Below are 26,844 nucleotides of genomic sequence, written 5' to 3' on the forward strand. Positions count from 1 at the left end.
ATAGCACTTTAAATTTATTGAGCTATAATTTTACCTGTGTTAATTAATTTTCCATCTCCTTCTAGTTGATAAAAATAGACCCCTGTTTGGATGTTTCCTTTTAGCAATTCAATTTTATTGTCAAAATGTACTTGCGTGGTAGTCACTAAACGTCCAGTTACATCAAATACCCTTAACTTCAAGCATTCATATTCCTCCCCTTCTACTTGAATCGTCGTAACAGAAGAAAATGGATTTGGAAATACCTTAATGGCTACTGTTTCTTCATAAATTTCACCAATTGATAAATTAATAGTGACAAAGTTTTCTCCTACGGTATGGGTAGTCGTATTGGTAAAAATAGGTGGATTAAAATCAAAATAAATCGCTGCCGTATTGTTAATAATACTTCCTATAGGGTTGTTTGTTGTTTGCTCAATTTCATAATGGAAAAATCCATGAGAAGCGGGTTCGTTGATATTACTATCTGGAAGCATTATATTATTAAAGGTAACTTCTAAGACACCCTGCCCAGACAAATTCCAAGTATAAGGATGACTACTTGCTCCCATTTGAATTGTTGCAGGATCTAAAAAAGGAGAAATCGTATCTCTAACCACAACCACAAAAGCGGTGTCATTTCCTGTATTTTGAAAACGAATTCGATAATCTAATTTGGTGTAATCATAAATATGGTTTGCCGAACCATACCCTTCTGGCTGTGCTGCTTTATCGTTTGGATCATAAGCCGCAATCCCCATTTGACAATCTTGGGCAACAAACACACCTCCATTATCATTAGAAAACTGTGTGATAAAGCCCGTATTAAACGTGCCATTTGGCAAAGGGTTACAGCCTTCTATTGCAATGGTTGCCATGCTATCTCCCAATAAAGGAGGAAAACCAGGTGCTTGTTTTACATCAATTCGGTAGGTTTTGCCTGGTAATGCTGGTTCTAAGATAAGCTCCGTCCCTCCATTTCCTAAAACAGTCGTATTTCCCGTTCTAAACATTACATTGTCTTCATAAACATAATACTGGAGTGATTGAATCATGGGTGCTCCTACATTTTCCAACAAAAACTCAACGGTATCCACCAAGCAGGTTGCATCAACCTCTATAATCGGTCCATTCCAATAATTGGGAATACAAATAGAATCTGGGTAAATATGGGCTTGAGTACAAAAAGTTTGAGAAATTGGCAAAGAAATAGCAACGCTACTGTCAATAACAACTTGCATTCTAAAACTACCACAATCATTCATAGCAACGTTACCAATATTAAAGGTATAAGTATTTCCTACTTGACTAGCGATTGGAATTGTAGTACTTAATACGTTCAGATTGGGGTCCAATTCTACCTCTACTGTCCCATTGATAGCATCTACGGTTCCATTATTACAATAAGAAATTGTGTAAGCACTTCCTCCCCCAGTTGCTCGAATAAATGGTGCGCCTATATCGACAGTCATTATTGGGCACTCAAATAATGTTTGCAAACCAAAATTTACAACATTGGTCGTATGCAGCGCATTGGTACTTACAGTCATACTAGGGGGGCAGCTCCCCCAATAAAGAGATGGCAAAACTGCTGAAACGGTATAGGTTCCAGAATCTACTAGCATCGAATAATTCCCTAAAGAATCCGTCATGGCAATAAAATTCAAATTTCCAATAGCCTGAACTTTAATGCCTTTCATCCCTTCCTCTAGCCCATTTTTACTACAGTCTAAATTTAAGTCTCTATAAATATTTCCTACAATGGTATCTAGATAAATTTTTCCAAGTGTACCGTCAATGAAAATACGAATAGAATCTACCCCATTCGATTTTGCAAGGTAAACGGCCTTAGATCCTACATGCATACCACGTTGAGCAACATTGAGTCGAAGTGGGTTTAGGTAATTTCCCTGATAATCGTATACATTTTGCCCACAGACAATATTTCCATTATCTAAAACGCCTAAACGGGGAGGAAGTCCCACATGCGAAGCGATTGGTTTCATCCAAATAGGATCTCCATCCGAATCCAGTTTTAACAAAAAATTCCCTTGTGCATTCTCTCCTACCATAACAAAACCACCATCGCCTGTTTCTGCAATTCCATAAGTAATTGCATCGCCTACGATAGGAATATAGTTTTGGTATTTAAATGTTTCGATTTGTCCAAAGCTATCGACTACACAGAACGCCATATTATAGACTGGAGTGGTTCCCCCACTTCCTAACCATCTTTCAAAGTTAACAATGGATGCTATTCTTCCATCGTTCAACAATACTTTTGAGTCTTTGAAATACCAGGATAAATAGTTTGTTGCTCTATTAAATGTATTTCCATAACTCCCACCAGTTGGATAAGTCACCGCCAAAGTATCAATAAGAGAACCGATCATCCCCCCTGATGAAGTAGTATATTGATGGACTTTATTGCTTAATACTAAGTTTGAATTGACATCTAATTCATCATAAATATAGCTTAGATGTACTTTATTATTTTTCTCATAATAGATAGAAGTACTTATATTTTTATAAACCCCTTGTAAAGAATCTACAATCTCATACTCTATATTTCCTAATGAGTCAAATTTTGTTAAAAAAAAGTCCCCTACTAATCCCATACTAGAGGAACTATACGCTCTTGTTTGGGCAATAAAACCACCATCATTCGTAGGTTCTGGATCTCCTATAAGATGTTTATTCACAAACATTTTACGCCAGACCAAATCTCCAATAGAATCTACTTTTAATAAAAATCCTCTTGCATTTGTTTCAAAGCCAGCTACAATAAAACTGCCATCAGCCACTAGATTACATCCAGAAACATTGGGGGCATCCAATGCGCCTGGGATTTCGTACGTTCTGTCAATAATTTGCCCATAGGTATTTCCATACCCCCAAATAACGAGTAATAGTATCTTAATTAATTGTATTGTTTTCATCTTTTATGGTTATTAGTTTTCAATAGGGCATATCCCTCAATTATTTTCCTCAAATGTATCACCTATAAATTGCGCCGCCAACTACATTTTCTTATATTTATCGAATTTTAACCCTCAGTTTTCCCTTAAAATGATCCATAGTAAATTTATCAGATTATATCAAACCTTAAGCGCCTCCGAACATAGGTTACTCAAACAATGGGTTCTATCCCCTATTCACAATCAACGAAAATCTGTTGTTCAATTATTTGATTTTATTTACTCTAGGTCTAATTTAACAGCGATAACTTTACAAAAAGAGCGAGCCTTTTCTTATATCTTCCCTAAGGAAACCTACGACATGTATAAAATCAATCATGTTATTTCCTATGCCTACAAAGTACTTGAAGAATTTATCGAATATTTAGAATCAGTTTCATCCAAAAAAAACCGACAAAAAAATAAGATTAGTGCTTATTCAAAGCGAAATTCAATTGCTAATGCAAAAAAAATTGTCAAAAAAAGCAAACAGGATCTCCTGCAAGACAAACATAGAGGCAGTGCCTTCTATCTTCATGCTTACGAATTGGAAGTCCACCAATTCAACTTAGAAGGCACCCATAATCGCATTCAAGAGAACAACTTGCCGAACCTATTTAGCAACCTATCTAATTTTTTTATTCTATCAACCTTGCGATATGCTTACATTGCAGCTTCTCATAGTAATGTTTATAAAGTTGCCTACGAAATTCCGATGTTGTCCAGTGTTTTGGAGCAAGCTCAGCAAGAAAATAGTGTTCCCGTTATCCAACTCTATTATTTTGCCTATATGGCTTTGACGCACTTAAAAGAAGAATGTTACTATTTGTCCTTAAAGAAGTGTTGGGAAAAGCATGGAGTTTTATTGCAGAGAAACGAACGCCAAGAAATTTTGCTAATTATAATTAACTATGCGATTAAGCAAGCCCATTCAGGAAACTTATCTTATATCAAAGAAGCCTTTCAATGGTACCAAGTTGGATTGAGGACAGAGTTATTAGTAAGCAATGGGCAGCTCAGCCAATTTGCTTATAAAAATATTGTGGCTTTAGGATTAAAATTAAAAGCATTTGATTGGATAAAAACGTTTATAAAACAATACACCAGCTACCTACCTAAAGGGATACAACTCAGCTATGAAAACTATGTCTTGGCAAAATATTTTTTTGAAAAAAACAAATACGATGCTTGCTTAAGCTTATTAACGAAAGTAGAATACGATGATTTGTTTATGAATATTGATGCAAAGATGATGTTATTAAAAATTTATTATAAAAATAAAAGCTGGGATGCATTGGAGGCACTCATACAAAGCTTTAAAGTTTTTTTGCAGCGCAAAGAAGTTATGAGTTACCACAAACACAATTATTTAAATATACTTTCTTTGGTAAAAAAGATAATTTTACGACCGTCTTTTGACCAATCAGCAAAAGAAAAGTTATATTATGAGATAGAATCAATGGAACCATTGACTGAAAAACAATGGTTATTAGATCAACTCAATGAATCTTAATCAGCAATTAACCAAAACCATTATCTTACATGAAACTAATTGACTCTTTTGGCTTTTTCCTTTTTGGTGCTATTGTTGGTGCCATTTTATACGCTCATTATTTTGGGAAACCAGCATCGACAAAAGACCCAATGCCAGACATCAATCAACACATCTTATTGGAACGGGTAAAAAAGGTTGCCAAATTAATTACGGTTGAGGGGGAATTTTCAAATATTCATCAATACAATGATTCCTATTGGTCAGATATTTCCATCTTACGCAAAAAAGCCATCATCAAAGTCAATGCACGGGTATCGGTAGGTTATGACCTAAAAAAGGCTCAATTTGAGGTAGACAATGAAAATAAAATACTAAGAGTCAAAAATTTACCTGATCCAGAAATTTTATCCATCGATCACGACCTAAAATATTATGACATTCAAGAAGGCATGTTCAATTCTTTTACAGAAGAAGAACTCACTAGTATTGGAGCCGTTGCTAAGAAAAAACTAGAAAAAACTGCTTCGGAGGGTCCTTTGATGGAACAAGCCAAGGAAGAAGGCATAGAGAGCTTAGAAATCATCAAATTATTGGTCGAACAAGCTGGCTGGCGGTTTGAAGTACAAAACAACATTGTTGAGCCAAGCCCTAACCCTCAAACAGTCAAAAAGTTGCCTGATTCTATCCATATCGCCTTGCCTGATGATACCAACCAAGATACACTGCCCAATTAATTGGGTGTTTTTTTATCAAAAAACGATTGACTGTTCGTTCTATCATTTTAGTTTTTAGGGGAAAGCGTATGTTTTTTAATTTTATCGCCGTATTTTTGTAGCTCAACCTTATACACTATAAAAAAACACACAAAACATCAAAAAAAATCAATCATGGACAAGCAACTCAAAAAGTTGGTGGATGAAGAAGGAAATTTAATTAGCCCTATCTTACCAGAAGATGTAAAAAATTATCTTATCGATATTGATGGTACGATTACAGAAGATGTTCCAAATGAAGAACCAGAACGTATGGGAACTTGTGAACCATTCCCTGATGCTTTGGAAACCTTAAACAAATGGTACGATGAAGGGCATCGTATTTGCTTTTTTACTTCTAGAACGGAAGCCCACCGTGACGTTACAGAAATGTGGCTCAAAAAACATGGCTTCAAGTATCACAGTTTATTAATGGGCAAGCCTAGAGGTGGAAATTATCACTGGATTGATAACCACATGGTAAGAGCAACCCGTTTTAAAGGCAAGTTCACAGACTTGATACTTAAAGAAAAAACAATCGAAGTATTTAAAGATTAGTAACAAAATTTGTTTTGCAATTTTTTATTTTTATCTTTGTACCCGCTTTTGAAACTAGACAATAATATAAAATAGAATAGAATAATGAAACGTACATTTCAACCTTCCAATCGTAAGCGTAAAAATAAACACGGATTTCGTGAACGCATGAGCAGCAAAAATGGTCGTAAGACATTGGCTAACCGTCGCAAAAAAGGACGTAAGCAATTGACTGTTTCTGACGAAAAGCGTGGTCTAAAATAATCGCATCAATACTTTATAAAATAAGTATTTGGTACAAAAAAAAATTTCGTCTAACTTCTAGAAGTTAGACGAATTTTTTAGGTTATACTTAACACTAAAAAAGCTATTTAGTTAGCCTCTAGCGTTTCTTTAGTCATGTGCACTAGCCATTGTTTGTCTACTTTTTTGAGTAACAAAACTTCTGTTTCCAACACGCCCAATTCGTCGCAACAAACTTGGCATTTGGCCAACTCCCCCTCTATCTCGCAAGTTGTTTTTTTGAGCAATTTCAGTCTTTCCTCCATTCCTGCTAAAGCTATAGCACGTTCTTCTTCTGGCAATAGGTCATCTAAATTCTGCAACAAACTAAGGACTTCTTGAGTGGCTACAGTCCCCACTCGTTTGGCTTGTTCGTAGTCATGCTTCCCCAAGGCTTTATAAAACGCAAGGGTTACTTTTTTGGGATTTTTGTAATTGATTTTTTGCACCGTTCCACAGCTACTAATCATTATAATGATACTTATAGCCACCATTTTCATTAAACTCCTAGTCACTTTTTTTTATATACTTAACGACTAAAAATTAAGCGTACAAGACGAGTAATTCTTAGTAGATGATTGAATTAAACGATGCGTTTCCCTTTAATATAAGCTCGTACCCAATAGTTGATCCCCATAGATGTTTCTACAATTCCTCGACTACTAGAAGCATGAATAAATCGAATAGCAGCAGGGTTACTTACATCGGTTACAATGCCTACATGGTTAATTCGACCAGGGGTTCCTGTTGCAAAAAACACCAAATCTCCAGGTTGTAAATTTGATTTATCAACAGCCTGCCCAATCATAGCCTGATCTCTAGAAACTCTAGGAAGTTGCAGCCCTATTGCTCTAAAACTAGTTTGTGTAAAACCAGAGCAATCCATCCCACTATGCGAAACGCCGCCAGTACGATAAGGCACACCATAATAAGATCGAGCTGTTTTGAGCAAGGCATCTATTTTTAGTCTTCTCGCATTAACGGCACTACCACTATTATTGCCTGATCCTCCTACAACTGCCGTGGTATCTCCCACTACAGGGTTGGTTGTTGTCCTATTGCCACTAGAACGTTTCTTTGACAACTCCTCTAAAAAGACCGCAAACTCTTTTCCGTAACGTCTAAGGTCTACAACAGCACTTGTTTTTTTTCCTTGATTATCATAAATAAATTGTATACCTCTTAATCGCATGGTATTTATTTTTTAATTAGAAAATTTTCCTTTGATACGCATTCAAAGCTAATCAACACTTCTCTCTATTTTCTTTGTCCAATACCATCCTATCCATTTTAATTTATGGAGATGATAACAAAGAACAATTGCACCAAAATTCATTGGGGGTTGTCAAAAGAAGCCTGTTTTTTTAGCCCTAATTGTTTTTAAATGTACTTGCTTTTTAATGAAAAAAAAAATTTTCTCCCTTCCTTCATTAAGAAGTTTATTATTTTTTCCTTTTAATAGACTTATTCTATGATTCTCTTTTCAAACGCTAGAGCGGAGAATACTTTAGATTATTATCTAACAATAAATATTAGAAAAAGTGTACCTTAGATTTCACTTCACACTAAAAACATTGTTGGCAGTATTAGATCTATGTTTTATTCGTAAGTGATTTATTAAAGGCTACACACGCTAAAACAACTCTAAATAAGCAATTTAAACAGCGATAAATTGGAGCTAAAAAAGAAGAGTTGTTACAATTCTAAAGCGGTATCGTAGTATATGCTACAAGTTTAATAGTTGATCATTTTCTGTTATGAATAGTTTTTGGAACCATTCATAAGTCACCACTCATAATTTATAAGTATTATGTTGTATTCCATGACGGGTTTTGGACGTGCTGAAAAAACCACACCTTCTCAACGCATAGTTGTTGAAATAAAGAGCATTAATAGTAAAAGTTTTGATTTGCGTACAAGAATATCTAGTCAGTATCAAAGCAAAGAAATTGAACTAAGAAAGTTAATCAATAGCAACTTGATACGGGGTAAAGTAGACCTTACGTTAACCGTTGAAAACACCCTAGAAAATGACCATGCCATCAACAAACAAGCCTTTGATAATTATTACGAAGATCTAATGAAAATTGCCAATAAGCACAACATCAGCAATGGCGATTTGCTCTATACCGTTACTCGCCTGCCTGGTGTAATCGTTCAAAACAACGATGCTGTTGACGAAAATGCTTGGGAAGTTATTCTAGAAGTCATTGAAGAAGCATTAGCCGCTCTTAATCATTATAGAGCAGATGAAGGCAGTGCAACCTTTGACGATATTCTGTCCCATATTAGGCAAATAGAAACCTTGTTAACCAAAGTAGATCCAGCAGAAGAAGAGCGAATTGAAAAAATTAAGACACGTCTTCTTTCTAGTTTGGAACAATTACAGGTAAAAGGTAGAGTGGATGAAAATCGCTTAGAGCAAGAGATGATTTATTATCTTGATAAATTTGATTTGAACGAAGAGAAAGTTCGCCTTCAGCAACATTGCTCCTATTTTGTAGATGAACTCGAAAAGAAAACGCCATCCAAAGGCAAAAAGCTCAATTTTATTCTACAAGAAATTGGTCGAGAAATTAATACCCTAGGATCTAAAGCTAATTCAGCAGTCATACAACGTTTGGTCATCCAAATGAAAAATGAAGCAGATAAAATCAAAGAGCAATTGTCAAATATTTTGTAAAAACAAAGCTCAGTCTACCTAACATCTTTTGAAATTAAGTTAACTTATGATCTAGAACTATGATCAATCACTCAGAGGTTCTCTAAATTCGTCCAACCAACTTAATACATTCGATTAGGAAATGAAAAAAAACTTTGCCCCTTGGCGCCATCGCTTGCATGAAATCATATTTGAAGCCGATACCAAGCTCGGAAAACTATTTGATGTTACCCTACTAATTTTAATCATCATTAGTATTGTGTTGGTTATGCTACAAAGTGTTGCTGACATCAATCAAATATATGGATCTTGGTTTGAGATCGCAGAATGGATCATTACGGTTTATTTTACGATCGAATACATTTTGCGATTAAGCTGTGTTTATCGCCCTAGTAAATATGCGTTCAGTTTTTTTGGCATTATTGACCTGCTCTCTATCCTTCCTAGTTATTTGGAGCTGATCTTTGGTATGACCAGTTATTTTGCAGCAGTGCGTGCGATGCGACTCATTCGTGTGTTTAGAATTTTTAAGCTAGCCAAGTTTTTGGACGAAAGCAATAGCCTAATGGCAGCCCTGCGAGCAAGTCAAGCCAAAATTACAGTCTTCTTGACCTTTATTCTAATGATGGTTGTTGTGATTGGTTCTGTCATGTATTTTGTAGAAGGTGGGCAAGACTCTGGTTTTACAAGCATTCCCCGTAGTATTTATTGGGCAATTGTTACTCTTACAACTGTAGGTTATGGCGATATTGCTCCCACTACATCTGTGGGGCAGCTTCTCGCAGCAATTGTTATGATTATGGGGTATGGTGTATTGGCCGTGCCTACTGGTATTGTTTCTGCCGAACTCGTTAATACAGATTCTAATAGCAACCACACCCCTTCTACTCAGGTTTGCAAGGAGTGTTTAAGTGAGGGACATGATGCTGATGCTCTATTTTGTAAATACTGTGGTGAAAATCTATAATCAGTTGATTCCTTCACAAAAAAAATAATACTAGGCTTTGTTTTTATCCCCACTTGCAAAAGCAAAGATTATTTTGTCCTATACATTGTAAATTAATTTAAATGAAAAACAATTTGCCATTCATAATTTAAATTCATAATTATTTACTACTTTTCTAATCCATTTCAAAATGATAAAAAAAAAGACTAACTTTAAAGGTCATCACCTTATCATTGAGACACCTTTTGGACAAAAACACCTATGCAAGATCAATTCAATCTCAATACGCAAATTGCAAAAACATTAGAAAGAGAACAGTTAAAAGAAGTTTGGCTGGAATTTATGCAACAACTTTCTGGCGATGTTTGGACAGATTATAATGCACACGACCCTGGTATAACCATCATGGAACAACTCTGTGATACCATGTCAAAAATCAATAAACGTGCAACCACCCCTATCCAGAACTTACTCAATTCTCAATCCCGCAAAAAACGGGAAGAAATTAATAACGCATTTTATGATGCCGTAGAAATTCTCCCTAGTAATCCCGTCACACAAGACGATTATAGAATTTTGATTATTGATAGAATTCAATACGTCAAAAATGCTTGGGTAGATCCCGTTCGGGACAACATGCAAGGAATTCGAGGACTCTATCGAATTTTGTTACAAATTGATGAAACGGCACGTACAGAAGATGGCATAAGACGGATTAAAAAAGAGGTTTTTGCCTTGTTTAACCAGCACAGAAACTTATGTGAAGACATTGAGTCGATCCAAGTGTTGGAGGTTGATAAAATCGAAATATTTGCAGACATTGACATTCATTCTGAAGCCATTGCAGAAGAAGTTTTGGCAGAAATTCTTTTTCATTTAGAAGAACATCTCAACCCTTCTATCCAATTCCATACCTTAGAGGACTTATTGGAAAAAGGCTACAGTGTCGATGAAGCTTTTGATGGACCTCCTCCTGTTCATGGTCTGATTTTGAAATCAGACTTAAGAAGCATGACACAAGAAGTCTATGTTTCTAAACTAATAGAAATTGTACAAGGGGTTGAAGGAGTTCGTAGAATTACCTATTTTCGAGTAGACAAAAATGGCATTCCTGTAGATAGTGACATCATTCCTATCCGCCAAAACACCTACCCAGTTCTGGACATGGATACCATTGATGAGCGTTTTGCTGATAATGCAGATTATCCTTTGCAGTTTTTTAGAGGGGCATTAAACTATGAACTAGATTTAAACACTGCTAATCAGTTATTATATTCTTTGTATGCCCGATACAAAAAGGGGTATCAAATGAAGATGCTCTATCACGAAAAAGATTTTCCTTCAACAATTAGCTTAAAGGAAGTAGAGCGTTATGACTCTTTACAAAACTCCCTTCCTGTAACATATGGTGTAAATGAGTTAGGCTTGCCTGATTATGCTCAAGCCACTAGGGAGCGAATTGCGATGGTCAAGCAATTACGAGGTTATTTATTGTTTTTTGAACAAACACTAAGCAATTATTTATCCCAGTTGGCCAATGTTCGAAAGCTGTTTTCCATTGACAAAGACATCAACAAAACCTATTATAGTAATACCCCTGATACCATACCTGGTATTTATGATTTAATCTCTAATCCTACAGTAGAACATGTCAGCAGTCAAAACAAGGACTTTTCGCTAGCAGAGGCTAGAGCAAAGGCTTTGGAATTGTTCAATGAAAAAGTAGCGCAAGTAACCAAAAAGTTTGATCCTTATGTAGATAGACGCAATCGGTTCTTAGATCATTTGTTGGGGCGTTTTGGGGAGCAATTTAGTACTGACTTTTTACTTAAGGTATCCAATTATGTTGGGGTTGGACATGATGATGATGAATCCAATCCAGAAATTGAATTAATCAATGCCAAGATTGAGTTTCTTCAGAATTATATTAATATCAGTAAGAACAGAGGCAAAGGCTTTGATTATTTGGGCGAAACACTTGACGATTGGAATGTTTCGGGACTAGAAAAACGAGCAAGTCTTTTATTAAATATAAAATCTTCTGGCAATAAGTCTGTCTTAGATGCTTTTAATGGCAAAGACGATGATAACGATGCTTTTGATGCCTTGGAAACAGTCTTAGATTTTGTACCAAAAGATACCAAAGAGGGCTTTATCCGATTGGACTCCCTGTATGAGATTCACAATACGTTTGGCATTGATGAGGAAGAACTTGATGACGACCTAAAAGATGAATTGGATCGTTTGCGCACTTCGCTAAAAGAAGACGAAGAGACACAGGATTCTGAAGAGGAGAAAGATGCCAACCAAGATCCTGTAGATAAGGATCAAAAAGAAGATAGTGAAGATACTATAGACTATACCAAACGCTTTGTCTTCCGTGCGGATTCTCGCAACGAGTTGATTAAAAATTTAATGGCACATGGTATCTTAAGTCACAATTATATTGTTCTTCCAACCAAAGATAAACAATCCTTTAGCATTTATTATAAAGGCAAGCGCAAACTAGGAGTATTCAAAATTCGAGAAGTTTCTACTCGATTAGCTGCTCGTAAGGAGATTGAAAAACTCATTAAATATCTGCATAAACTCAATAAGTATTCTGAGGGTATGCATGTTGTAGAGCATATCTTACTCCGCCCCCAAGCGCAAGACCAACATGGGTTTGTCTTAACAGATGACCAAGACGTTATTATTTTAGAGAGTTATGAGTTTGGAGACATTGAACAACAACGTGCTTATAGCGATGAGCTTATTAGTGTAGGAATCTATCCCGAAAACTATAGCCTTCGTCAAGATGATCAAAACAATTATGTCATTGCGTTGGCAGATAACTACGATGTATTCATAGCGAAACACCCTGTTGTTTTTAAGAGTAAAACGGATGCTCAAGATAAGATTTTAGATATTATTGATTATATCCGAAGTTTTAAGAAAAGTGATGTTCCGATCTATGATAACATCAAATTTACCACCAAACAACGCAAAGGGAATACAACGCATTCTGAAAAAGATTTTTATTCCTTAACGCTTAGTGTTGTTTTACCGACTTGGCCTAGTAGGTTCCAAAATTCTGATTTTAGAGATTTACTACGCAATATCATTGTACTCAATGCGCCTGTTTATGTTCACATTGATTTTCTTTGGCTCGATAGTGAAGCCATGCACTCTTTTGAAGAGGTATACTTTGATTGGTTGCAAGAACGAATTGCCCATCATCCTCGTCAACCTGAATTGGATGAAAAAGCACAACGAGTAATGGATTTATTAATGCACAACCATTAGACCAGCGTATAAAATTCACAATACGTACCAAACTCACTATAAACTATTTAGCAACTTTCATTGAACCATAAGGTTACTTTATAGGTTTTTGTTGCGTTATCATCTTTTGCATTTTTTATGTATAGGTAAAAGATCTAATTAATATTTAGTGTTAAATACAATAGTATTAGGCGATTTTTTTTAAATTAACATCTAGGATGCCTGATATTCATCCAATAGACGTTAATTTATTTTATCATTACTTTGTTAAAAAGTCACATTACATTAATTATCAGTGACATAAACCTCAATAATTTAAGGTACTAAAAAACTGATAGCCTAGTTTTGTTAGCGCATTCAATAATCAACTGCGCAGCACTCGTGGAATAATGTAGTGCAAGATTATTTTTTATAACACCTGTATTAAAATAACTATGTTAAGCGAAAAAACACTCGAAGCATTAAATAAGCAAATTGCACTAGAAGGAAATGCTTCTGCATCTTATCTTGCGATGGCATCTTGGTGCGAGCGAGAAGGACTAAATGGCTGTGCTACTTTCTTTTACGATCAATCTGCTGAGGAGAGAATGCACATGATGAAAATTATTCATTATATCAATGAGATGGATGGTCATGCCATCATTTCTGCACAAGACCAGCCCAAAGGCGAGTATGATTCTGTTCAAGAATTATTTAAGGCGGTCTATGCACAAGAAAAAGCAGTTACTAGCGCTATCTATAAATTGTTGTCAATTAGTGATGAAGAGAACGACCACTCTACAACCCTCTTTTTGCAGTGGTATGTAGCAGAACAACGTGAAGAAGAAGCGCAAATCCGTACCATTCTTGACAAAATCAAACTAATTGGTACAGGAGGGCAAAGCTTGTATTTTATCGACCAAGAAGTTGATAAAATCAACCAACAACGTGGACAAGAAGAGGCTGCGGCTGGCGAAGAAGGGCTTATTTAGGCTAAGAAGAACCAACTAAAAACAACTGGCTTGTAGAACAAAATTACATCCATACTATTTTGTTCTACAAGCCTATAGTCAAACGATTTGTTTTAGGTTTTTGGTTTTAAAATTCTACTTTTTCTTATTTTTTTATTAATTTGTGGGCTTTTTTGACACATTTTGTGTCTGAGGTACGTATACCTAACCGTATTCTACCATAAAATCTGCTTAGAAACTACAAATACTCAATAATTTAACAACTCGTATTAATCATGTCAGAATTAAAACTAAAAGGTAAGATCATTGCGATCATGGACAAGCAGCAAGTAACAGATACTTTTGCTAAACGTGAATTCGTCATTGAAACAGATGAACAATATCCACAAATGGTAAAATTTGAACTAACTCAAGCCAAGTGTGATGATATTGATAGCCATAAAATAGGTGAAGAAATCAATGTTCACTTTAATGTACGTGGTCGTAAATGGACAAATAAGCAAGGTGAAGATGTTTATTTTGTATCGCTAAATGCTTGGCGTTTAGAAAAAGAGGCAGCTGCTCCAGTTAGTTCTGATGCTCCTTTTCCTTCGGCTGATGCAGAACCACCAGCTGATTCTTTTGCTGATGATTTACCTTTTTAATCTACATTTAAATAAAAATGTTCCTAATATAAGCCCTTCGGGGCTTTTTTAGTTTTTTCCTTTTATAAAATCATAGCTTATGTCATTTCATCTTCCTTTGCTGGTTCTTTTATTGTTGCTTACTTCTGCTTGTACCAACAACAATAATACTTCCTCTCCTATCGCTAACGAGCCAATAGATAACCGTCCAACAGCAACTACTACTCCTGCCCAAAAGACACCTCCCAAAGCTACCTACGCTAAACTAAATGCCTCTACTTATGCGGGCAAAGTTTCAGCCTATCAAGAGAAAACATTTTTAGAATTCATCAGTATCAAACAAGCAGCTTATAATAAAGCCGAAGCAGGGCAAGGTAACCGCATAGATACGCTCTATAAAGTATCTTATCTTCCATTCAAAGATCAAGAATTATATCTTTATCAAACCGTGTTAGATCACGCTAGAGGCGGCTCTAAACAATGGTGTTTGACCATTATAAAAAATGGAGAATATCTAATTGATGAACATATCATTACCACCGCAAGCTTTGATAAAATGGAATTTCATAAAATGGAAATCGGAGATACTGCCTTAGAATTTACGGCAATTGATAGCGATGAGGTCGAAAAAACATTCTCGATTCCTTATGATGGAAAAGCAATTCAATAAAGAGTTGCCGATATACGATTACTCAATCAACGAGAATAATGTCAAAAAAGAGGGCAATTTATGATTGTATTTTGCTTGTTGACAAAGAACCAATCTGTTCCTTCTTTTTTGACTTTAAAAAAGCCATTTTCGGGGCTAATAGCTTGATAAACCATTGGAAGTATTAGCGTCCCCTTTGAATTTAAAACGCCTAGTTCTCGATCTTTTCCCTCTACTAAAATCTCTCCAGAAGGCATTGGGCTAACATTTACATAGGAATGAGTAGATAAGGTAGCCATTTTGAATGCCAACCATTTCCATTGTCTAGCCTGTTGTACCAATACTCCCTCCCAATCTTGTCCCCTCTTGGCTCCATGAACAGCGTCAAAACTATCATTTAAAAATTGCTGTTGTTCTAAATCAAAAATTCTTACTTCTTTTTCTCTTTTTATAGCAACCCAATTGTTTCCAAGATACTCTATATCAACCGTATTCAACGGCAAAATTAATTTTCCTTCTTGATTTATAATTCCCTTTTTAGCACCAAGCCTAACCAACAAATGGCGATTATCGGCTAATGGTTTAACAGCATCAAATAATTGATCTGTAATTTTTGTTCCCTTCAGATCCATCAATTGCCACTTAGCAGCAGCATCCTGAACGGCAATGATCCCTGCATTCAAAATTTGTACCCCCTGATAATCAAAGGCTACCACCACCTCATTATTTGCTGTTATAACCGCCCATTTACCTTCTTTCCTCACACCACAAACCGAAAAGTCAGCTTTTGGAATTTTTATCGCATCATATATTGCATCATTTATAGTTTGACCTTCAGCCCCAAACAACTGGTAAAGCCCATTTTTATAAGCCCAAAAGCCTCCCATTGTCCAATAATTAAGCTGCTCATATTGATTGGTAAGAATAGGCTGTCCGTCTAAATCTACGACTCCATAACCATTGGCATTTTGGGTAATCATAGCGGTAGTACCTGCTGGTTCTATGTGGTAATAATTCATCAACAAAATCCCCTTACCAGCAGTATTAATTGCTCCATATTCTCCTATGTCTCCAACTTTCAACGTTCGATCATTTAACTTTTCAACCTCAGGGTAATTTAACGGAATAAGTTTTTGATTTTGGTATAAATAATAGCTAAATTTTGTCTTATCCTTGGCGGTAATTAAGTAATCATTTCCAATAGGAATGGTCTCAATTTTAGTATAGTTAAAGGGCAAAATTTCCTCGGAGTCCTTATTAACAACACCAAAACGACAATCTTTATTCAAGGCTATTGTTAAGGGGGATTCATTTTGTCCCAATACTCCTAGCGAAGAAAGGCAAAACAAATGCAAAATTATTAGGCGATGATAAATGCGACTATTTTTATTCAAAAAGACATTCAATCTAATGATAGGCAACATATTTTTTATTTTAGGCTATCGCAAAACCACTGTATTCATCTGTTTTGCTAAATCTTTCTTAATGTCTAGTAACTTTTGGTTGACCTTTAGACAAATCAGCATATCCGTATCGTTTTTAGCCACTTGAGCTTCCTTTAACGACAATTGATTTTTTCGAATTAGCCGCTCTATTTTTTTAAACTTAAACCTTAAAATACTACTCTTAGCATCTGCAACATGGTTAATTTCTGGCAACTCTTGTGTATTCAAAAAGACATTAAGTCGCTCCCAACCTTCTGAGAAACCATGTTCCTGCATACTAGCGACAAGATCAACCGCTAACTTTGCAACTGCAGGATCTTGATGATTGGTAAAATAGCTTGTTGAGACGGTTTCATTGGCTTGTAACTTGGTTAAGTATTCGTGTACAACCTTAGTGCAAGTTGCATGATCAAACTCCTCAATCATATCCAACATATCCAACAAAATAAATTCTGCAACAGAAGTATTTTCATCCAATTTTCGATCGCCAAAATTAATCAGAATACGAACGATATCCAGCTCTTGAAATTCTTCATTTGCTTTTTTTCTAGGTGCAAGTTCACCCGTTGCATTGGTTTTAGGTTGGGATTGGGGATAATCTGGTACCGCCTCCATTCCTTCTTCTGGAGGCATATCTGCATAAGGATCAAAAAACTCCGAAGAAGAAGCTCTTTTTTTCTGAGCCACCTGTTTTCGTTGCTCTTGTTGGTAGTCTTTTTTTGCTTTAGATTGGATTCTTTTATTGATTTCTGTATGCAACAATTGTTCGCTCATTTCCATTAACTGAGCGCACTCTTTGACATAAACAGAACGTTTGAGGGCATCTGGTATTTTAGCAATAGAACCAACAATATCCTTTATCACCTCTGACTTTTTGATTGGATCATGCTCTGCATCCTTTAACAATAAGTTGCTTTTAAACAAAATAAAGTCATTTGCCTCTCGATCGATAAACTCCTTAAATGCTGTTGTCCCCACCTTTTTAAGATAAGAATCAGGGTCTTCTCCCTCAGGCAATAACACTACCTTGACATTCATATCTTGTTCAATCACAATATCCAAGCCTCTCAAAGCTGCCTTAATCCCCGCCTTATCCCCATCGTATAGAATCGTCATATTAGGCGCATAACGCTTGACTAAACGTACTTGATCAGCAGTTAGAGAAGTTCCAGAAGAAGCGACAATATTCTCAATACCAGCTTGATGCAAAGAAATAACGTCGGTATAGCCCTCTACCATATAACACTCATTCATCTTTACAATGGCCTTACGGGCAAAATAAATTCCATAGAGCGTTTTTCGCTTGTTATAAATATCAGATTCTGGTGTATTTAGATATTTAGGGGCTTTCTTATTGCTAGTCAAAATTCGCCCTCCAAAGCCAATTACTTTTCCAGAGACATTGTGTATGGGAAATTGGACTCGATTCCTAAAAAAGTCTCGTTTATTTTTTGTTAAACCTGCTTTTTCAAGTACCGCTTCTTCATAACCTTTGTGGAGACCTTGTTGCAACAAATCATTAGCTCCTCCATTGGCAAAGCCCAAACCAAATTTTTTGATGGTTTCTTCTCTAAACCCACGTTGTTTAAAATAACTCAGTCCAACACTTTTTCCATAATCTGTATTAAATAGTTGATTTTGGAAATGCTCTTTTGCAAATTGATTCACAACATATAAACTATCCGAAAGTTGAAGCTGCGCTGTCTGCTCTGCGGTCAACTCATCTTCTTCGATTGGAATGTTATATTTTTTGGCCAGACTCCGCAAAGCCTCAGGATAGGACAATTGCTCCAAATCCATAATAAAGTTAACAGCATTGCCCCCCTCCCCACAACCAAAACACTTATAAATGTTTTTTGCAGGAGAAACCGTAAAAGAAGGCGTTTTCTCATTATGAAAAGGACAGAGACCAATATAATTAACTCCTCGACGTGTTAATTTGACAAAATCGCCAACTACATCTTCAACTTTAACAGTTTCAAATATAGTTTGGATTGTTTTTTGTGTTATCATATACTAAGATTTGCAGATCTTATTCAAAGATACAAAAAATGCTTTAGAATAGTGAAAAGCAACCTTTTTTGCCAAATTTAGCTTGATTAGCAGCTCAGAAGGCACTTTGGCATAAAAATTGAAAATAATTAAACAAAAAATATAAAGGTTTTAATTGGGTGTTCTTATAGTGTGGGTCTCGCTTCTTTTTTAAGGGGCGGGACTTTTTTTTATGCACTAAGCTATCCTTTGCCTTACTGCCTCTAAATGGTTTGCCCCTCTCTAAAAAGCCCACGCAATAACTCCTCTCCTTATCACAACAGCCGTTCTTTATCAAAGAACATTTTATAGTAAAACAATCAGCAGACGGTAATAAATGCTAAAACATTCCAACCAAAGCAGCATATTACTTGTCTATATCGATATAAGGGTATACGGAAAAGATAATTAATAAATACCATTTAAAGCCTAATACCACATTTACACGCTTACCATCCTCTTAAGCATCAATCTATGATCTAAATTTTACACGGCTATTATTCTTTTATAATTTCTTATAGTAGGTGAATCAAACAAAACTTTGTAGTTTTGTTATTCTCATTTGCAGTTGAATATAAGCCTTACAAATGTTTATATTTGATGCATTACTTTGTGTAAATTTATTATTGGGTTTTCCTAAATCTCCCCCTTGGTAATCAAGCGAATACTCACAAAGTATGTTATCATAATTGTTCATTGATTCTTACATAAAAAATAAATACAGATACAATTGCCAATTGTAAGGTATGGTGTTTACCATCAACGCTCAATGAACGAATGCTTTTTATTTAATTATACTTTATAACTAAACAGCTAATTGATGCTACGATTATTCTTAATGGCTACGGTCATATTTTCCGTAATTTCTTCTCTACATGCCCAAAAATACAGTAATGAATTTTTATCTATTGGTGTTGGAGCTCGTGCTCAAGCAATGGCAGGGGCACAATTAGCCCACGTTAACGATGCGACAGCTGGCTTTTGGAACCCCGCTGGATTAGTTGGAATCGAATCCGATCTTCAATTAGCCGCCATGCACAATGAATGGTTTGCAAGTATTGGACGCTATGACTATGTTGGTTTTGCTGCTCCTATTATGGACAAAGCACATCACCTCGGCTTTACATTCATTCGTTTTGGGGTAGACAATATTCCTAATACGCTTTCGCTTTACGAAAAAGATGGCACCATTAATTATAACAATGTAACGACCTTTAATGCAGCAGATTATGCCTTTATGTTACATTATGCCAAACGTTTTGACTCTATTGGTTTATCTTTTGGGGTAACGCCCAAAGTTGTCCATCGAAAAATTGGTCCTTTTGCCACTTCTTGGGGCTTTGGAATTGATCTTGGGGCACAGTACAAGCGTGGAGATTGGCACTTTGGTTTGATGTTAAAAGATATTTCAACCACGTTTAATGCTTGGTCATTTGATTTTACAGATGAAGAAAAACAAGTGCTTGATATTACAGGCAATGATATTCCCGTCAAATCAATGGAAATTACCCGCCCAACAATTGGTTTAGGTGTTGCTTACAGCAAAGATTTTAAAGTCGGCAAACCCAAAGAAGGCAAAAAACAAAAATACATTGGCTTAACGGCAGAGTTAGATTTTAATATGACAACTGATGGTCAAAGAAATGTATTGATTAGTGCCGACCCAATTAGTTTTGATCCTGCTCTAGGACTTGAATTGCATTATAACAACTTAGTCTTTTTAAGAGGAGGTATTAATAACATTCAGCAATTCAAAGATATTTCTGACAATAAAAAATGGGCTGTCCAGCCTAATTTTGGCTTAGGGTTCAGAATCTATAAATTTTATGTTGATTATGCGCTAGGGCTAAATGCAGGTGGTGCTATTTTAGACAATACACAAGGTGCTATTTTATCGCATATTGTCTCTGTCAAAATAGACATTAGTTTTAAATACATTAAGAACGCATTAAAAGATGAAGAATAGTCCTTTAAAACAAAACCTCTAATTTTTGGGTTCTCAAAGTACTAGTACAACAACGCTAGTACCTTGAGAACCTATTTTTTATTGAGGTTCTCCTAACTATCAATTACCCTACCCTAACATTGATTGTAAAGATGGTTCCCTATCTCCCCTAATCCATTTTTATTTAAATAGCTATTATTATGAAATTAGAATTTGACAACTTAAACCGCCTCTATAACCATTACAAATACTGGCAAATAGGCCTCATTATTTGTTCGCTATCCTTTTGGGGCTCCCTTTCAACTTCTTTATTCGCTCAGGGTCACAATGGACTCTTTGGCAATGAGTGGATTGACTATAGCCCTGGCAAAAAATACTATAAGATCAAGGTTACACAAGATGGCATGTATCGAGTCAGTGCCGCTGTATTACAACAAGCAGGAGCCAATCTAAGCAGTCTTAATGTTGCAGGGATACAAGTTTTTCATCAAGGAAAAGAGATACCAATCCAAGTAGAAAGCTCTGGTGGTGTCCTAAGCTATGTTCAGTTTTATGGAGAAAAAAATAGAGGAGATTTTGATGTCAATTGTTACAATGAAGCAAGTCACCATTTTAATGAAGCTTATAGTCTTTATACCGACACCTCAGCTTATTTTTTAACTTGGGACAATACTCCTTCTACAGAGCATTACACCACTGTTGGAGCTAATTTGTCTAACCTTCCTGCCAAAGAACAATACTTCATGCACACAAATCGAGTAGTATATTCTAGTAGTTGGAACGAAGGACTTACTTGGCAAGTCTCAACAGAACGCCTTAGTAAATCAACTTTTGAATATGGAGAAGGGTTTGGTTCTTCGCTTGCAATTTCAAGAAGCACCACCGTTCCATCGGAACATCCTTACAATAGCGGTCCCAATGCAACAGGCTCTATCAAGGCCTTTACAGCTGGCGATCATGCCCACGTTTTAAATATCAAATCAGGAGGTACAGTCTATGCAACCCATTCATTTAATGCGTGGAAAGTGGATAAATTTTCAGCTAGCTTACCAGCTTCTATCATCCAAACAGGAGGCACAGATCTCACCGCCCAAGGTACTGCGAATGGATCTGACAAATATTTTATTGCCTATGCAGAGCTTACCTATCCTAGGTTATTTAATTTTGATGGAAACTATATTTTTCCGTTCTCTATTGCAGCCCACAATAATAGAAAGTATATAGAGCTCAATAATATTGACAATACGAATGCAGGGCAAAATAAATTTTACTTGTATGATTTGACCAATAAAACACGCATCCAATGTTTTTATGATGCTGCTAATACACGATTATTAACGGATTTAACGCCCTCTTCTCAGGATAGAGAGTTGGTACTTATTAATGAAGGAAATAGCAATAGCTATACCAATGTTTTAGCAGTAGAAACCATTACTTTTAGAAATTTTTCTTCTTCTATTTTTACCCCAATTAATTATGTGATCGTTACCCATCCTAGTCTAAAAAGTAACTCATTAGGAGCCGATCCTATTTTTGACTACCGTGCTTATCGACAATCTGTAGCAGGAGGAAGTTATCAAACCCTAGAAGTTTCTATTAACGAATTGTACGATCAGTTTGCTTACGGAATCTCAACTCACCCCTTAGCGATTCGCCATTTTGCACATTACATTAAACAAAACTGGATTGATCCAGAGTATTTGTACCTAATCGGAAAAGGGAGAATCTATGCAGACATTCGTACCAATAAAGCCAATTTACTGCTGCCAACATTTGGTTACCCTCCTTCCGATCATGTTTTAGTTGCATCAATTCAAAGTGATGAACCAGCCATTGCTGTTGGGCGGCTATCGGCAAGTACAGGCGATCAAGTAAGTGCCTATCTGCAAAAAATAAAAGATGTAGAAGCAGAACGAGCAGCCCCTCAAACCATCGCAGATAGAGGATGGACAAAAAATTTGCTTCACCTAGGGGGAGGAAAAAATAGTAACGAGCAAAATATAATTCGCTATCACCTCAATACGATGAAAAATACGATAGAAGCTCCTCTTTATGGGGGCTATGTACAGTCGTTTTTTAAATCATCTACCAACCCTATACAAGCAGCCCAATCTTCGTACCTTGACTCCTTGATCAATTCGGGCGTGTCTATGATTACATTCTTTGGGCATTCATCCGCTAATAGTTTTGATTTTAACCTAGACCACCCTCAAAACTATAGCAACTATAAAAAATACCCCCTTATTATGGCACTAGGTTGCTATGGGGGAACCATGTTTGCTCAAACGCCCCTAATTAGTGAGGACTTTATCTTTGAACCTCAGGCTGGGGCAGGTGTATTCTTAGCCTCTTCTAGTGCTGCTGCTTTAGAAGCATTAAATCAATTTGCACAGCATTTTTACACAGGAATTGGTAATACGCATTACAATGAAGGAGCTGCAAAATCTGCAAAATCTGCCATTCGTGCATTAGAAAATGCCAGTAACTATACCACAACCAATCAAATGGCTTGTCATTATATGACCTATCACGGAGATCCTGCCTATCAGGTGTCCACTGCAACACATCCCGACTATTATATTGACAATAGTTTGGTTAGTCATTCTCCCGATATTGTAACCGTCCAAATGAATACCTTCAATTTGGAGCTAGATGTTTATAATATTGGAAAAGCCATTGATACGGTATTCAACATTCGAGTAGAAAGAATTTTTCCGAATGGAACTAGTGCTTTTGTTACCTCTCAACAAGTTTCAGCGCCCCTTTTTAGATCTAATATTACGATTCCCGTTCCTGTTGGAAATAGTGAAGCATTAGGAATCAATAAATTTAACATTTATATCGATGCTGACAATGACATTGATGAGCAACCGAACCCTGCGGCAGAAAACAACAACGAAGTAATTCAATATTGTGTTGCCATATTATCAGATGCTATTGTTCCCGTTTATCCCTATGAATTTGCAATTGTCCCCAACGCTCCAATTACACTTAAGGCATCAACAGGAAATGCATTTGCTTTGCCCCAAACTTATGCCATTCAAATTGATACAACAGCTTATTTTAATAGCCCTCTTTTAGAACAAACAACAATTTCTCAGGTAGGTGGTTTAGTAGAATGGACCCCTAGTATGAGTTATTTGGACAGTGTTGTTTATTATTGGCGAGTAAGCATTGATTCTACGAATCCAAGTGTTGGTTATACTTGGTCCAATAGCTCCTTTATTTACATCAATGGAAGTTATCCAGGATGGAATCAATCCCATTTTTTCCAATATCTAAAAGACGATCATACCAATATCTATATAGAAGAACCTGATCGACAATTTAAGTTTATTAATTCTATCCAAGAGGTTTCTGCCACAACCGCTCAAACCCCTTCTGTTATGCATCCCGAAAATGTTGCGCTTTATTTTAATGGGTCTAAATTAGACAAATGTAGATGCCCCAACAAAAATGGTATTTATGTTTCTGTTATAGAACCTGGAACGTTAAATTTTTGGAAAATACCTGGCTTTAGCAATCAATATGGAGCGATAAATTGCGATGCAGCAGGGCGAATTTCTCCTACCTTTTTGTTTGAGACCAATACCGCAGCAGGTCGTGATTCTCTGGAGAATTTTATTAGTAATGTAATTCCCAATGATTATTACGTATTGGTTTATACGCTCAATAATCCACTGCCTATTGCATGGAATAGTTCATTAATTAATGCCTTTAAAGATGAGGGGGCTTGGTATATTGACGATTGGGTGGCTAATTCTACCCCTACTAGTTCTCCTCCTTGGGGAACGTTCTTTAAGAAAGGAGACAGCTCTTATGTTCACAAAAGTTCTATGTTGGGAGCTCATGTAAATGATGTGCTTACCATTTCAGGACTTTTACAAGAAAATTGGTTTCAAGGAGCGCAAACGTCTACTATTATTGGTCCTGCCAACTATTGGGGGTCAATGCATTGGCAACACAGTAATTTAACCAATGATCGAGTTAGTGTAGAGGTCTTTGGTTTGGATGCCAATCAGAATGTACGAACTAGATTGATTGGCCCTACCACCAACCTAGTGGAATCGCTGACGAGTATAGATCCCAACCAATATCCTTATTTAGAATTGGTTTGGAATACCTTAGATTCTATTAATCGAACTTCTGCCCAATTGGATTATTGGAGGGTAATCGCCGATATGGTTCCAGAGGCAGCACTTAGACCAGAATTGTTTGTGACCTTAGATAGTAGTTGCATACAACAAGGTCGGGAAATCAAATTGAGTATTGCTATGGAAAACATTAGCCCACTTGATATGGATAGTATGTTGGTGAAATTTGAAATTATAGGAAGTGGTCTGGTAAAATATGCACGTCTAGATTCGTTACGTACAGGAGATACGCTACATGCTGATGTTAGTTTTCCGACCCTCAGCTTGCAAGGCAGCAATCATCAATTATTGGTTGAAATTAATCCCAATGGCGATCAACCAGAGCAATATCATTTTAACAACATAGGCTTAGCAGCCTTTAAACTTCAGCAAGATGTTATCAATCCTGTTTTAGATGTTACCTTTGATGGGATTCATATTATGAACAAAGATATTGTTTCGGGTACGCCTGAAATTGTTATTACTTTGGCAGATGAAAACCCCTATTTAGGATTAGAAAACTTAGAGGATTTTAGTATTATTCTAAGACATCCTAGCCTTCCAAATGGAGAGATGTTTTTATCTCCAAGTACCACGGATATGCAATTTTATCCTGCTGATCCTAGCAAGTTAAATATAGAAAATAAAGCAAGAATCGTTATTCACCCTGATTTGCAAGCAGATGGAATTTATACCTTATTTGTAAGTGCGGCTGACCGTTCTGGCAACAACTCTGGAAACTTGAGTTATAGTGTAGATTTTGAGGTAATTAATAAGCCCTCTATTTCTAATATGCTCAATTACCCCAACCCTTTCTCGACCTCTACACAATTTGTATTTACCTTAACGGGAAGAGAATTACCCGATTATATGAAAATTCAAATTTTAACGGTTACGGGCAAAGTAGTGCGAGAAATTATGCAGGAAGAATTGGGTACTTTACGAATTGGAATCAACCGTACAGAGTATGCTTGGGATGGAAAAGATGAATATGGTGACCAGCTTGCCAACGGGGTTTATCTTTATCGAGTAATTACCAAACGAGATGGTGCCGATTATGATATTTATAGCAATCGAACCGATTATATGTTTAGACAAGGATTTGGCAAAATGTATCTTATGCGCTAATTAGTTAGTGCGCTTTGCTTATGAGCTCGCAGGGCTCGGTTCACTATGTTCATTCACTAAGCTGCTCGTTTACTGCGTTCATGCTCATTGTTCCCTACAGTCATGAGCGCTGGACTTAGTTACTCACTAGGATCATGAGCTAGTTCTTTGTTTATTAACAACAATAAGACTTAACGTTTAGAGAGCTGCAAGATTTGCAGCTCTTTTTTATTATTCCAATAATACGTTAAAAATACTATCTTTGTCGTAATAATAAAATCAAAAGCACATACCAATGGAATATAAAAATCTTTTAACAACGTATAAGGATGGTATTTTAGTTGTTACCATCAATCGCCCTAAGGCACTAAATGCCCTTAATAAGCAAACATTAAGCGACTTACGTCAATTGTTTGAGAAAGACGCCTTAAACCTTGAAGGCTTGCGAGGAGTCGTTTTGACTGGTGCAGGTGAAAAGGCATTTGTAGCTGGAGCTGATATTACAGAATTTAATGGTTTAGATGCTCAGGGCGGCTTAGACATGGCTCAAAATGGTCATGACATTTTCTTTAGTATAGAACGCTTTCATGTCCCTGTTATTGCTGCTGTTGGTGGCTATGCTTTGGGAGGTGGATGCGAATTGGCAATGGCTTGTCATATTCGTGTAGCCAGTGACAAAGCATTGTTTGGGCAACCTGAGGTTAACTTGGGTTTAATCCCTGGCTATGGAGGAACACAACGATTGATCCAATATATAGGCAAAGGCAGAGCATTAGAACTCTTGATGACAGCAGATATGATTGATGCACAAAAAGCCTTGGATTGGGGACTCGCTAATCATGTGGTACCTCATGGCGAAGAAATTGAAAAAGCCATCGAAATTTTGAAAAAAATTGCCAAAAAGGCACCTCTTGCCATCAGCAAAACAATTGCGACCGTTAATGCTTATTTTGACAAGGAGCATGATGGTTTTAAGCAGGAAGTATTGCAATTTGCACAAACTGTCAAAACAGAAGATTTTAAAGAGGGAGCTGCGGCTTTCTTAGAAAAACGCAAAGCTGTTTTTCAAGGAAAATAATTCTTTTCC

18 protein-coding genes are annotated in these 26,844 nt (G+C 36.3%); 13 read left to right on the plus strand and 5 right to left on the minus strand.

Annotation, left to right across the window (positions count from 1 at the left end; genetic code table 11):
- Positions 1–14: 14 nt before the first annotated feature.
- Entirely contained in the window at positions 15–2,918 is a 2,904-nt protein-coding gene (locus tag AsAng_RS19565; protein ID WP_264788784.1) for a DUF7619 domain-containing protein, read from the minus strand.
- A 130-nt stretch (positions 2,919–3,048) separates the two neighbouring features.
- On the opposite strand from AsAng_RS19565, the gene AsAng_RS19570 reads away from it, so the two are divergent.
- The 4 genes from AsAng_RS19570 to rpmH all read left to right on the plus strand — a co-directional run bounded on the left by AsAng_RS19570 (position 3,049) and on the right by rpmH (position 5,984).
- Positions 3,049–4,449, plus strand: coding sequence for a hypothetical protein (locus tag AsAng_RS19570; protein WP_264788785.1), 1,401 nt, complete (start codon positions 3,049–3,051; stop codon positions 4,447–4,449).
- Between the two features lie 29 nt (positions 4,450–4,478).
- Positions 4,479–5,165 (plus strand): DUF4230 domain-containing protein, encoded by a 687-nt coding sequence (locus tag AsAng_RS19575; RefSeq protein WP_264788786.1) that lies wholly within the window; start codon positions 4,479–4,481, stop codon positions 5,163–5,165.
- Positions 5,166–5,318: 153 nt separating this feature from the next.
- Positions 5,319–5,741 carry an LNS2 domain-containing protein gene (locus AsAng_RS19580; protein WP_264788787.1) on the plus strand — a complete coding sequence of 141 codons (423 nt, stop codon included), beginning with the start codon at positions 5,319–5,321 and terminating at the stop codon, positions 5,739–5,741.
- Positions 5,742–5,825: 84 nt separating this feature from the next.
- Positions 5,826–5,984 carry a 50S ribosomal protein L34 gene (gene rpmH / locus AsAng_RS19585; protein WP_264788788.1) on the plus strand — a complete coding sequence of 53 codons (159 nt, stop codon included), beginning with the start codon at positions 5,826–5,828 and terminating at the stop codon, positions 5,982–5,984.
- A 107-nt stretch (positions 5,985–6,091) separates the two neighbouring features.
- Here rpmH and AsAng_RS19590 read toward each other — a convergent pair whose 3' ends face one another.
- Both AsAng_RS19590 and AsAng_RS19595 read right to left on the minus strand, forming a co-directional pair.
- Positions 6,092–6,472 (minus strand): hypothetical protein, encoded by a 381-nt coding sequence (locus AsAng_RS19590; RefSeq protein ID WP_264788789.1) that lies wholly within the window; start codon positions 6,470–6,472, stop codon positions 6,092–6,094.
- A 113-nt stretch (positions 6,473–6,585) separates the two neighbouring features.
- Positions 6,586–7,194, minus strand: a complete 609-nt coding sequence (locus AsAng_RS19595) for a C40 family peptidase (RefSeq protein ID WP_264788790.1) — start codon at positions 7,192–7,194, stop codon at positions 6,586–6,588.
- A gap of 618 nt (positions 7,195–7,812) precedes the next feature.
- Between AsAng_RS19595 and AsAng_RS19600 the strand changes: the two genes are divergently transcribed.
- From AsAng_RS19600 to AsAng_RS19625, 6 genes are all read left to right on the plus strand, one after another.
- The gene (locus tag AsAng_RS19600) at positions 7,813–8,685 is read left to right on the plus strand and encodes a YicC/YloC family endoribonuclease (RefSeq protein ID WP_264788791.1); all 873 of its coding nucleotides are present in this window, start codon (positions 7,813–7,815) and stop codon (positions 8,683–8,685) included.
- A gap of 121 nt (positions 8,686–8,806) precedes the next feature.
- Entirely contained in the window at positions 8,807–9,631 is an 825-nt protein-coding gene (locus AsAng_RS19605; protein WP_264788792.1) for an ion transporter, read from the plus strand.
- 240 nt (positions 9,632–9,871) lie between these two features.
- Positions 9,872–12,895 (plus strand): hypothetical protein, encoded by a 3,024-nt coding sequence (locus AsAng_RS19610; RefSeq protein ID WP_264788793.1) that lies wholly within the window; start codon positions 9,872–9,874, stop codon positions 12,893–12,895.
- Positions 12,896–13,308: 413 nt separating this feature from the next.
- Entirely contained in the window at positions 13,309–13,845 is a 537-nt protein-coding gene (locus AsAng_RS19615; RefSeq protein WP_264788794.1) for a ferritin, read from the plus strand.
- Positions 13,846–14,099: 254 nt separating this feature from the next.
- Positions 14,100–14,468 carry a DUF3127 domain-containing protein gene (locus AsAng_RS19620; protein ID WP_264788795.1) on the plus strand — a complete coding sequence of 123 codons (369 nt, stop codon included), beginning with the start codon at positions 14,100–14,102 and terminating at the stop codon, positions 14,466–14,468.
- 79 nt (positions 14,469–14,547) lie between these two features.
- A complete protein-coding gene (locus tag AsAng_RS19625) occupies positions 14,548–15,117 on the plus strand; it encodes a hypothetical protein (protein WP_264788796.1) in 570 nt (189 codons plus the stop codon).
- Positions 15,118–15,158: 41 nt separating this feature from the next.
- Here AsAng_RS19625 and AsAng_RS19630 read toward each other — a convergent pair whose 3' ends face one another.
- Together AsAng_RS19630 and dnaG are read right to left on the minus strand one after the other, a co-directional pair.
- Positions 15,159–16,520 carry a WG repeat-containing protein gene (locus tag AsAng_RS19630; protein WP_264788797.1) on the minus strand — a complete coding sequence of 454 codons (1,362 nt, stop codon included), beginning with the start codon at positions 16,518–16,520 and terminating at the stop codon, positions 15,159–15,161.
- Between the two features lie 15 nt (positions 16,521–16,535).
- Complete coding sequence (dnaG, locus tag AsAng_RS19635) at positions 16,536–18,554, minus strand: DNA primase (RefSeq protein ID WP_264788799.1); 2,019 nt, start codon at positions 18,552–18,554, stop codon at positions 16,536–16,538.
- 838 nt (positions 18,555–19,392) lie between these two features.
- On the opposite strand from dnaG, the gene AsAng_RS19640 reads away from it, so the two are divergent.
- The 3 genes from AsAng_RS19640 to AsAng_RS19650 all read left to right on the plus strand — a co-directional run bounded on the left by AsAng_RS19640 (position 19,393) and on the right by AsAng_RS19650 (position 26,835).
- A complete protein-coding gene (locus AsAng_RS19640; protein ID WP_264788800.1) occupies positions 19,393–20,538 on the plus strand; it encodes a putative type IX sorting system protein PorV2 in 1,146 nt (381 codons plus the stop codon).
- 179 nt (positions 20,539–20,717) lie between these two features.
- Entirely contained in the window at positions 20,718–25,778 is a 5,061-nt protein-coding gene (porU2, locus tag AsAng_RS19645; protein ID WP_264788801.1) for a putative type IX secretion system sortase PorU2, read from the plus strand.
- Positions 25,779–26,052: 274 nt separating this feature from the next.
- Complete coding sequence (locus tag AsAng_RS19650) at positions 26,053–26,835, plus strand: enoyl-CoA hydratase/isomerase family protein (protein WP_264788802.1); 783 nt, start codon at positions 26,053–26,055, stop codon at positions 26,833–26,835.
- Positions 26,836–26,844 lie beyond the last annotated feature (9 nt).

The sequence above is a fragment of the Aureispira anguillae genome (assembly GCF_026000115.1).
Lineage (GTDB): Bacteria > Bacteroidota > Bacteroidia > Chitinophagales > Saprospiraceae > Aureispira > Aureispira anguillae.